Source organism: Autumnicola edwardsiae (assembly GCF_031846505.1).
Lineage (GTDB): Bacteria > Bacteroidota > Bacteroidia > Flavobacteriales > Flavobacteriaceae > Autumnicola > Autumnicola edwardsiae.
Map to the genome: position 1 here is coordinate 1 of NZ_JAVRHP010000197.1, position 2,516 is coordinate 2,516.

Sequence of the window (2,516 nt, forward strand, 5' to 3'; positions counted from 1 at the left end):
AAAACCTCTCCTCATAAAACTTTATTAAGATGATAAAATTAAAGAATGTGGGTAGGTATAAAGTGCTTTATACGGAAAACACTTAACTGTATTGCAGACTATTTTCTTAATTATATTATGTATGTAGTATATAGTTTTTACAATATTCATAAAACTTGTTAAACTTAAATAGTTCTTTCATTGCAAATGTTACATTTAGTATCTTAAATAAATTACTCAATTAGAAACCAATTAAATAAATCATTATGAAAGCATTATGTTATCACGGAAAGGAAGACGTTAGAATTGATAATGTCCCCGATCCAAAAATTGAAGATCCAAGAGATGTTATCATTAAAGTGACTTCTACCGCAATTTGTGGATCCGATCTCCATATTTATGGCGATCTAATGCCTACCATGAAGGATGGTGACATCCTTGGTCACGAGTTTATGGGAGAGGTTGTAGAATTAGGAAAAGATGTCAAAAAATTAAAAAAAGGAGATCGTGTTGTAGTTCCGTTTACGATTGCCTGCGGAAATTGTGATTATTGTGATGATCACAAATATTCTCTTTGTGACAATTCTAACCCGAATGAAGAACTTTGTAGAGAAAATTTAGGACACTCCATTTCCGGGCTATTTGGATTTTCGCATATGTTGGGAGGATTTTCTGGAGGACAGGCTGAGTATGTAAGAATTCCTTATGCAGATTTTGGACCAATTAAAGTTCCGGATTCTTTAAGTGACGAACAAAGTTTATTTCTCTCTGATATTTTCCCAACCGGTTATATGGGTGCAGAAAATGCAGATATTAAACAAGGTGACACGGTTGCAATATGGGGTTGTGGACCAGTAGGCCAATTTGCAATACAAAGTGCTTGGATGCTAGGAGCAAAACGTGTAATTGCTATAGACGTGATTAAAGAACGTCTAGATATGGCTGAAAAACATAGTAAGGCTGAAGTTATTAGAACTGTAGATGCAGATGAAGTATATGCCAAACTGATGGAAATGACAGGTGGCAAGGGCCCTGATTGCTGTATTGATGCGGTTGGTGCAGAAGCTCACGGTACGGAAGGCTTTAATAAAGATCTTGATAAAGCACAGCCAAATGCGTTGGCTCAAATATTTAAATCCTGTAAAAAAGGAGGAAATGTTTCTATACCCGGCGTTTATGTAGGAGAGGTTGATGGTCTACCAATGGGAATAGCAATGAATAAATCCCTTAATTTAAAAATGGGACAAACACATATGCAACATTATTTAGATCCTCTACTTAAAAAAGTAGAAGAAGGAAAAATAGATCCATCTTTTATTATCACACACAGAATGAAATTAAGTGAAGCTCCGGAAGCTTACAAGAAATTTAGAAATAAAGAAGATGGTTGTGTGAAAGTGGTTTTGACCCCTTAATTTTTTAAAAATAAAATATTTCATTTATGTATAAAATCCTTTGTAAAATTTTACAAAGGATTTTATATATAGAAATGATCTAATGTAGTCAAGATGAAATGGAATTTAAAAATTTGTCATGTGCCAAAATAGGTTGACCTTTTTTTAGGTTAATTATTAATTCAAAAGCAGTTATTTTTTTGTTTTTGCGAGAATAAAATTTGGAAAAATTTCCTAGCTTTTCTGGGCTTAATTTTCCCACATTTTATTTCCCGCCCTCTGCGTAGTTTTTTCGACAACATCATGCGGTTTTTCTTTTATAAGAAAGGTATTTCGTTTCATTTTAACTGCAATGAACTTCTTCTGGAGTTTTGAATTGAAGTGACCAATGCAGTCTTTTTTCATTGTAAATTCTTACGGCTTGAGCAATCATTTTAAAGGCAGTTTCTTTGTTTTTGATGGATTGTTTTAGACCAAATTCCCCCCCCCTTTAAAATTCCATTAACACGTTCAGCGACAGTGTTTTCATAAGGGTCATATTGTTGGGTAGTGCTTAAAATGAATCCTTTTTTTTTCGGCATATTCAGAGAAAGCAGAACAGCAATATTGGATCCCCCTGTCTGAATGGTGAATAATTTCTTTTTCGTGATGAATAGCGTTTCTTTTAGCCATTTTTAGTGCGTGGATCACGATTTCTGCAGGCATTTTGTCGGAGTAACTCCAGCCCATAATTTTCTTGGAATAAAGATCGGTTACTAAAGCCAAATAGGTGTGTCCAGAATCCGTTTTGATGTAGGTTATATCGGCAACAAACACCTGTTCGGCATGAGTTATTTCCAATTCTTTAATTCTGTTAGGAGACTTGTAAAATCCATGTTTAGAGTCTGTTGTGATGTGGAAGCGTTTAGTTTTCTTTATGAGCATTCCGTTAAAACGGAATAGGGAATTGAGCTTGTTACGACCCATTTCGATACCTCTTTGTTTGAGTTTAGGAGCGATTTCTTCGTATAGCTTTACGGTTCCTGTTTTCCGTCTTTATTTTCGAATTTCAGCGATCATTTCTAATACCGTTTGGTTTGATTTTTCTTGAATTTTATCTGCTTTAATTTTCTGATAGTAAGCTTGTTTAGATATCCCGAGAGA

At 34.4% G+C, this 2,516-nt stretch carries 3 protein-coding genes; 1 reads left to right on the forward strand and 2 read right to left on the reverse strand.

What is annotated here, in order from left to right; all coding sequences use genetic code 11:
• Positions 1–245 precede the first annotated feature (245 nt).
• Entirely contained in the window at positions 246–1,394 is a 1,149-nt protein-coding gene (locus tag RM529_RS16875) for a zinc-dependent alcohol dehydrogenase (RefSeq protein WP_311485923.1), read from the forward strand.
• 228 nt (positions 1,395–1,622) lie between these two features.
• Here RM529_RS16875 and RM529_RS16880 read toward each other — a convergent pair whose 3' ends face one another.
• Together RM529_RS16880 and RM529_RS16885 are read right to left on the reverse strand one after the other, a co-directional pair.
• A complete protein-coding gene (locus tag RM529_RS16880; RefSeq protein WP_156100642.1) occupies positions 1,623–1,778 on the reverse strand; it encodes a hypothetical protein in 156 nt (51 codons plus the stop codon).
• Between the two features lie 129 nt (positions 1,779–1,907).
• On the reverse strand, positions 1,908–2,339 hold the full coding sequence (locus RM529_RS16885) for a DDE-type integrase/transposase/recombinase (RefSeq protein WP_311485924.1): 432 nt from the start codon (positions 2,337–2,339) through the stop codon (positions 1,908–1,910).
• Between the last annotated feature and the right edge of the window lie 177 nt (positions 2,340–2,516).

Excerpts from the sequence above, each read along its gene's own strand:
- RM529_RS16875 (WP_311485923.1), top strand. The coding sequence starts at position 246 with ATGAAAGCATTATGTTATCACGGAAAGGAAGACGTTAGAATTGATAAT.
- RM529_RS16880 (WP_156100642.1), bottom strand. The coding sequence starts at position 1,778 with ATGAAAAAAGACTGCATTGGTCACTTCAATTCAAAACTCCAGAAGAAG.
- RM529_RS16885 (WP_311485924.1), bottom strand. The coding sequence starts at position 2,339 with ATGGGTCGTAACAAGCTCAATTCCCTATTCCGTTTTAACGGAATGCTC.